This is a genomic window from Streptomyces sp. CRN 30 (assembly GCF_034105845.1).
Map to the genome: position 1 here is coordinate 1 of NZ_JAVRHI010000430.1, position 6723 is coordinate 6723.

General features: G+C 73.0%; 5 protein-coding genes and 1 pseudogene. 1 reads left to right on the forward strand and 5 read right to left on the reverse strand.

Translation table 11 applies throughout. The annotated features are described in order from the left end of the window. Positions 1 to 1162: 1162 nt before the first annotated feature. From UW392_RS46900 to UW392_RS46915, 4 genes and pseudogenes are all read right to left on the reverse strand, one after another. Positions 1163 to 1321: a DUF6760 family protein gene (locus UW392_RS46900; protein ID WP_320781475.1), complete on the reverse strand. Its 159-nt coding sequence runs from the start codon at positions 1319 to 1321 to the stop codon at positions 1163 to 1165. Beyond that, positions 1318 to 1771 (reverse strand): annotated as a pseudogene (locus UW392_RS46905) (hypothetical protein). The gene UW392_RS46900 and the pseudogene UW392_RS46905 overlap by 4 nt, the downstream one beginning before the upstream one ends. Next, positions 1768 to 2208, reverse strand: coding sequence for a phage tail protein (locus UW392_RS46910; protein WP_320781476.1), 441 nt, complete (start codon positions 2206 to 2208; stop codon positions 1768 to 1770). Before UW392_RS46910 ends, UW392_RS46905 begins: the two are co-directional and overlap by 4 nt. A 35-nt stretch (positions 2209 to 2243) precedes the next feature. Further along, positions 2244 to 3827, reverse strand: coding sequence for a phage tail sheath family protein (locus UW392_RS46915; RefSeq protein WP_320781477.1), 1584 nt, complete (start codon positions 3825 to 3827; stop codon positions 2244 to 2246). A gap of 250 nt (positions 3828 to 4077) precedes the next feature. On the opposite strand from UW392_RS46915, the gene UW392_RS46920 reads away from it, so the two are divergent. After that, positions 4078 to 5793 carry a DUF4157 domain-containing protein gene (locus tag UW392_RS46920; RefSeq protein ID WP_320781478.1) on the forward strand — a complete coding sequence of 572 codons (1716 nt, stop codon included), beginning with the start codon at positions 4078 to 4080 and terminating at the stop codon, positions 5791 to 5793. A gap of 31 nt (positions 5794 to 5824) precedes the next feature. Here the strand turns inward: UW392_RS46920 and UW392_RS46925 are convergent. Then, positions 5825 to 6723 (reverse strand): ATP-binding protein (locus tag UW392_RS46925; RefSeq protein ID WP_320781479.1); only part of this gene is annotated, 899 nt, incomplete at its 5' end.

A 6723-nucleotide genomic window follows, 5' to 3' on the forward strand; every position in this document is an offset into this window, starting at 1 on the left:
GGGCACGTCGGCGCCGCCGGAGGCCCGGCCCGCCGCCGGTCGCTCGCCGGCCTGGTCGGACCGCGACCCTGTCGTCCCCGTCCCGGCGCTCGCGGCGCGTTGGACGGACGGACCGGACGTGCGGGTCGTGCCGGTGGGGACGGACGTGCTCGATGGGCCGCTCGGACCGGGCCGGGGCGCGGCTTCACGGGCGATCGCGTGCGCGGCGTCCGGGATCCCCTGGATCACGGACACACGCCGTACGAGGGGGACTTCCGGTGGGGCGGGCCGGTGGCCGGTCCCGTCGGGGCTCACGACCGCGCCGCGGCCCCGCTGCACGGCGCGCTGGACCGGGGGAGTCGAGGCCGACGCCGATGCCGACGCCGACGGCGGAGAGAGGACGGTGGGGGCGTTCGCGGGCATGAGGTCACGACGGGCCGGCGGAGCGTCGCCACCACCGCCCCGGGAGGGCCGTGCGGTCCGAGGTGCCGAATCTTGGGCGACCGAGTCCTGTGCGACCGGGTCCGACGGCCGCGTTCCGCCCCGCGCTTCCCCGGTTCGCGCCCCCGGACGCGTCCGACGCGCGACCTGCAACGCCGGATCGGCGGCCGACGGCCGGGCCGGGCCGCTCGAATCGGCGCCGCCCGGACTCCCGGTGCTCGCGCCCCCGGTGACCGCGCCCCCGGTGTCCGCTGTTCCGTCAGGAGGGCTGTCCGCCCCCTGTGGACGCAGAGCTGCCCGGAGCAGCAGCGGCCCCCCGCCGGTGTCGGTGGGCCGGGGGGCGGCCGGACGTGCGACGCCGCGTACCAGGCCGGTCGGTGCCGTGGGCAGCAGGGCGTGCCCGAGACCGGTCCCGAACGACGGGTTCTGCCAGGCGGCCAGGCCCGCGCGGAAGGCGAGGCCGTCGCTGACGCCGAGCGGGGCGCGGGAGACGGTGAGTTCCGGCGCCGAGGTGCTGCGCCAGCCACCGTCCCAGTCGCCGGGCACGGTGGAACCAGTGCCTCCGGCCACGGCGGGACCGGAACCACCGACCGGCGCGGAAGCAGAACCGCCGACCGCCGCGGGATCGGTACCACCGGACGGGCCGCCCGCTCCGGCGCCGACGCGCACGCCGGTCCGCGGGCGGTCCGCGGTGTCCGGTCCGGCGGCCCGGCGGCGCAGCCAGTCCCGCCATGCCATGTGATCAACCGCCTTCGTTCACGCGGGTGTTGATGCGGGCGATCTCGGCCACCCACTGCCGGCGTTCGCCGTGGGTCAGGTCGAGGATCTCCGCACGGGGCCAGTGGAAGTGGTAGGCGATGTACGCGATCTCCTCCCGGAGCCGGGGAAGCGCGTACGTCACGATTCCCCCAGGCGCCCACCCGAGAGGTCGACCTCGAAGCCGCCCTCGCAGTGGGGGCAGGTCACCGCGGCCCGGGTGTGCCCCTCGCTGTTGACGCGGCGGTAGAAGTCCTGGAGGAAGGCGACGTCGGTGGCGTACATCCGTTCCACCACCCCGGCGTGCACATCGGTGATCGAGCCGATCCGGGTGATCACCTGGCTCAGCAGGACGACACTCAGGTAGGCCGGGTTCTCCTTGACCCGCAGGTCGATCTGGGGTCGCAGCTCGTCCCGGGCCGTGGCCAGCCGCATCGCCCCGTGGCGGTGCACCGTGCCCGCCTCGTCGACGTACCCGCGCGGCAGCTCGAACTCGAACTCGGTGCGCAACCCGTGGTCCTGGTCCTGCCGGGGCGGGCGCCGTCATCTGGAGGATCTCGTCCAGATTGCCCGCCGTCACCGTACGGCGCTTCATTCGACGATGATCTCCTCGAACACGATGGTGACGGTCTCGGTGGCCGCGGCCGACTGGCCCGCACTGAGGCTCGGGCCCTCCCACTTGGAGGCCCAGCCCTGCATCAGCTGGATGCGGCGGACCGTGTTGCCCTCGGAGTCCATGATCTCGATGGTCAGGTTCTGCCGGGCGGTGTTGACGGCACCGTTGTTGAGCGTCTCCTTGATCCAGGTGGTGAACTCGCTGCTCTGGTCGAGTCCCCGGGTGATCGTGACCTCGCCGGCCAGCCGACGGCCGGGCTGCTTGCGGATGATCTGCTTGCCGAGCGAGCTGACGGCGTTGACTTCGACGACGTCCTCCTCGACGCTCAGCCCGCTGATCTCCTGGATCGATTCGACCATGTACCCACCGAGCTGCACGCCGAAGACGTGGGTGGAAAGAGCATCGCCCTCTGCCATGACTGTTCGTCACCTTTCCTTGACCGACCCGCGGGTCACTCGTCGACGAGGCTGGTGCTGTCGGAGAACTGGGCCAGCCGGAACACCACGAACTCCGCGGGCTTGACCGGGGAGACCCCGATCTCGCAGATGACCCGGCCCTGGTCGATGGACTCCTGCGGGTTGTTGTCGCGGTCGCACTTCACGTAGAACGCCTCCTGGGCGGTGCGGCCGAACAGCGCGCCCCGGCGCCACTCCTCGGTGAGGAACGCCGTGATGTTGCGCCGGATGCTCGACCACAGCCGGTCGTCGTTCGGCTCGAAGACCACCCACTGCGTGCCCAGGAGGATCGACTCCTCCAGGTAGTTGAAGAGGCGGCGCACGTTCAGGTAGCGCCAGGCCGGATCGGAGGAGAGGGTGCGGGCGCCCCAGATCCGCACGCCCCGGCCGGGGAAGGCCCGGACGCAGTTCACGCCGATCGGGTTGAGCAGGTCCTGCTCGCCCTTGCTGAGCCGGAACTCCAGGTCCACCGCGCCGCGGATCACCTCGTTGGCGGGCGCCTTGTGCACGCCGCGCTCGGCGTCGCTGCGCGCCCACACGCCGGCGACGTGGCCGCTCGGCGGGACGGTGGTGTTGCGCCCGGCGGCCGGGTCGAAGACCCGCACCCACGGGTAGTAGAGGGTGGCGTACCGGGAGTCGTAGCCCGCCTCGTCGTTGCGCCAGGTGCGCACCTGCTGGGCGGTGAGTCCGGGCGGGGTGTCCAGGACGGCCACCCGGTCGCCCATCTGCTCGCAGTGCGAGATGACGGCGAGCTGCACGGTGCGTACGCCCTCGGCGTCGATGTCGCCGCGCTCGTGGGCGCTCATCAGGTCCGGGACCGCGACCATGGTGATCTCGTCGATGGCCTCCAGGCCGCCGAAGCCGGTGCGGGCCGCGGCGTCGCCGACGTACTCGGCCGGGTCGAGGCGGGCCACCTCGCCGGAACCGGAACCGGGGCCGGAGCCGGGCACGGCGGGCGTGGCCGGGGCGTCGGGCAGCGCCAGGGTCTGGTTGGCGGGCCGGCTCTGGGTGGCGCCCCGCTTCTCGGTCACCTCGACCAGCGCGGAGCCGCGGGCCTGGGAGACCAGGTACCCCTTGACGTTCTTGCGGGTGGAGGCGTCGTACGTCTCCGCCACCTGGTCGCCCCGGCGGACCAGGACCTTGAAACGGTCCTCCGGCGGGTTCTCGCCGTCCGCGTCGGCGACCTCCACCGACACCCCGGAGACACCCGGCCGGGCCGCGACCAGGAAGCCGCCGAGCTCCACCGGCTCCACCGCGCCGCTGCCGCGATGGGACCGGGTGCCGTCGGCCGCCGCCGGCGCGGAGGCGTCCTCCGCGGAACCGCCGATCCGCACGACGTACGCGGCGCCGCCGCCGTTGGCGAAGTACCCGTAGACCGCGTGCGGCAGGTAGGCACCCTCGGTGAAGCCGCCGAAGAGCAGGGTGTACTGGTCCCAGCTGGTGACCAGGGTCGGCGCGTGGAACGGGCCGCTCTGCGCGAAGCCGACGAACGCGGCGACGGCGGTGCCGACCCCTTCGATCGGTCGCGCACCGGACTGCACCTCCTCCACGTACACGCCCGGGGTGAGGTACGTCGGCATGCTCGCTCCTTCGTGTCCTTGCGGGGTGCCCCTGCGGATCGGTCACCTGTGTCCGTGCCGAGTCTTCGGGGCGGGTCCGTCGGTGCGACAGGGCCCCATGGACCTGCTCGGGGGCAGGGTGGCTGCCTTTCCGGTCCCTCGCCGATGACCGTCCGGACGTCACCCGCCCCTGCCCGTACGGCCCTGGACGCCCGGCGCTCCCCGGGGTCCACTGGGAGGTCGCAGCAGTGTGCCGACGAGAGGGCAGCGAGTGCAGACGTCCAGGCCCCACAGCGAGCGGACCGAGACCGGGACCCCGCGGCCGTCGCGCGGCCGGACCACCGCCCGGCGGGAGACGCCCGGGGCCGGCGCCGCCGTACCGCCCCCGCTCACCGCCGACGTGCTCCGCGCGGTGCAGCGCGGCGCGGGCAACGCCGCGGCGACCGGCATGATCGCCCGCCGCGCACGCCCCGCACCCGCCCCGCAGCAGTCGGACACCGGGGTGCAGGACGTCCTCCGCTCGTCCGGCAGGCCCCTCGCGGGGCCCGTACGCCAGGACATGGAATCCCGGTTCGGCACCGACTTCTCCGACGTACGGCTGCACACCGGCGCCGCGGCCGCCCGCTCGGCCCGCGCGATCGGCGCCCGCGCCTACACCTCCGGCAGCCATGTGGTGATCGGTGACGGGGGCGGCGACCAGCACACCCTCGCCCACGAACTCACGCACGTCGTCCAGCAGCGCAACGGCCCGGTGTCGGGCGCCGCCACCGGGCACGGCTTCGCGATGTCGGACCCGGGCGACCGCTTCGAGCGCGCCGCCGAGGCCAACGCGCACAGGGTCATGTCGGGACCGGCGCCGGACGTGCAGCGCCTGGCCGAGGCGGACGGGGACGCGACGCCGCAGGCGGCGGACACGGTGCAACGGGCCAGCACCACCGTGCTGGAGAACGCGACGGTGACGCACTACCAGCCCAGCAAGGCCAACGCGGCACGCGGGCACGACCTGGTCATCCAGCGTCCCAGAACGGTGACCGGTCCCATCAACCCGACGGGCACGGCCGGCCGGCCGGCGGCGCCCAACCCGATCGCGGTCAAGAGGCTCCACGCCGCCTACCGCAACCAGAACGGCGCGCGCGGGGCGCCGTCCGAGCCGCAGGTGTGGAAGGACCTGTTCGGCGGCGCGGGTTACGACCGCGGTCACGTCATGGGGCTGGAGGTGGGCGGCAGTGACGTCACCGAGAACATCGTCCCCCAGTGGTCGTTGAACCAGGGCACCGGAATGTGGCGTCGGATCGAACAGGAGATGGTCGGGGTGGGCACGGGCACCCTTCGTTTCGAGGTGACCTACGGCACGGCGAACGGCAACTACCGCCGGGTGATGATCCCCGAGAAGATCGACATCTACCTCAACAACGCCGTTGCCGCCTACCGGAGCTGGGAGAACGAACCGGACATCAATGATCAGATCAGGGCGGGCCGGGATCCGGGTGACCTGGCGCAGTACTACACGGAGGCGAAGGACGAACTGAGCGGTCGGACAACGCTGACCGAGGACCAGATGCAGCTCTTCGCCGTGCAGGCGCTGGCCCGTGACAGGGCCACCTCCCTCTCGTACCAGGACTACGAAGACCTCAGCGCCCAGGGGCAGGCCCCCACCGCCAGCACCGCCGACACCCATATGCAGGGCATGACCCGCTCGACCTTCCCCAAGGACCGCCGCGACAAGCTGATCCAGTCGTACGTCGATGCGGGCTGGGTGACCAGGAGCGGCACCGGTGCCTCCGCCACCTACACCCTGGGCGACGTCCCGGCCCCCGCTGCCGACAGCGACACCGAGTCCAGCAGCCAGTCGAGCGATTCCGACGAGGTGATGTCCGACGGTTCCCAGCAGGCCTCGCCCGGGCAGCCGTTCGCCACGATCCAGTTCGACTCGCAGGGCAGCAGTTCCGACGAGGACTACGAGGACAGGATGTCCATCGGCTCCTGAACCGCCGCCGGGGCCCGGCCGTCCGGGCCCCTCAGGCGCCGACCGCCTCCTCCAGATACGCCCCGAACTCCCCCTCCAGCACCAGCCGCCCCAGCTTCCGGTACTCCTGTGCCACCGCCGTCACCACCTGCCGCATCATGAGCGGCTTCCCGGACTCCGCCGCGAGGTAGGCCGCGGTCACCGCGCAGGCCCGGATGGAGCCGCCGGCCAGTTCGAAGCGGTCCGCGCAGAAGGCGAGGTCCAGGTCGTCGGCGCGGGGCAGACGGTCGCCCAGGCACCGTTCCCACAGGGCGAGGCGCTGGCCGGTGTCCGGGACCGGGAAGTCCGCCACCACGTCCAGGCGGCGGGTGAACGCCTCGTCGAGGTTGGCCCGGAGGTTGGTGGTCAGCACCGCGATGCCGTCGAAGGACTCCATGCGCTGGAGCAGGTACGCCGACTCGATGTTGGCGTGCCGGTCGTGCGCGTCCTTCACCTCCGAGCGCTTGCCGAAGATCGCGTCGGCCTCGTCGAAGAGGAGTACGGCGTTGACCGCCGACGCCTCGGTGAAGATGCGTTCCAGGTTCTTCTCCGTCTCGCCGACGTACTTGTCGACGACCGTGGACAGGTCGACCACGTACAGGTCCATCCCCAGGTCCGCCGCGACGACCTCCGCCGACATCGTCTTGCCGGTGCCCGACTCGCCCGCGAACAGCGCGATCACGCCGCGCCCGCGGCCGCCGCCGGGCCGCATCCCCCACTGCCCGAGCACCTGCTCGCGGTGTCGGGCGCGCAGCGCGAGTTCGCGCAGCCGCCGGTGGGTGGCAGGCGGGAGCACCAGGTCGTCCCAGCCGACCCCGGGTTCCACCCGGCGGGCCAGCCGGTCGAGCCCAGCGCCGTTCTGGGCGCGCACGGCGGCGCGCAGGTCGTCGGCGCCGACCGGGCGGCCCTCGA

Bases quoted from the DNA above. Each gene is read 5' to 3' on its own strand.
- UW392_RS46910 (WP_320781476.1), bottom strand. From the start codon at position 2,208: ATGGCAGAGGGCGATGCTCTTTCCACCCACGTCTTCGGCGTGCAGCTC.
- UW392_RS46915 (WP_320781477.1), bottom strand. From the start codon at position 3,827: ATGCCGACGTACCTCACCCCGGGCGTGTACGTGGAGGAGGTGCAGTCC.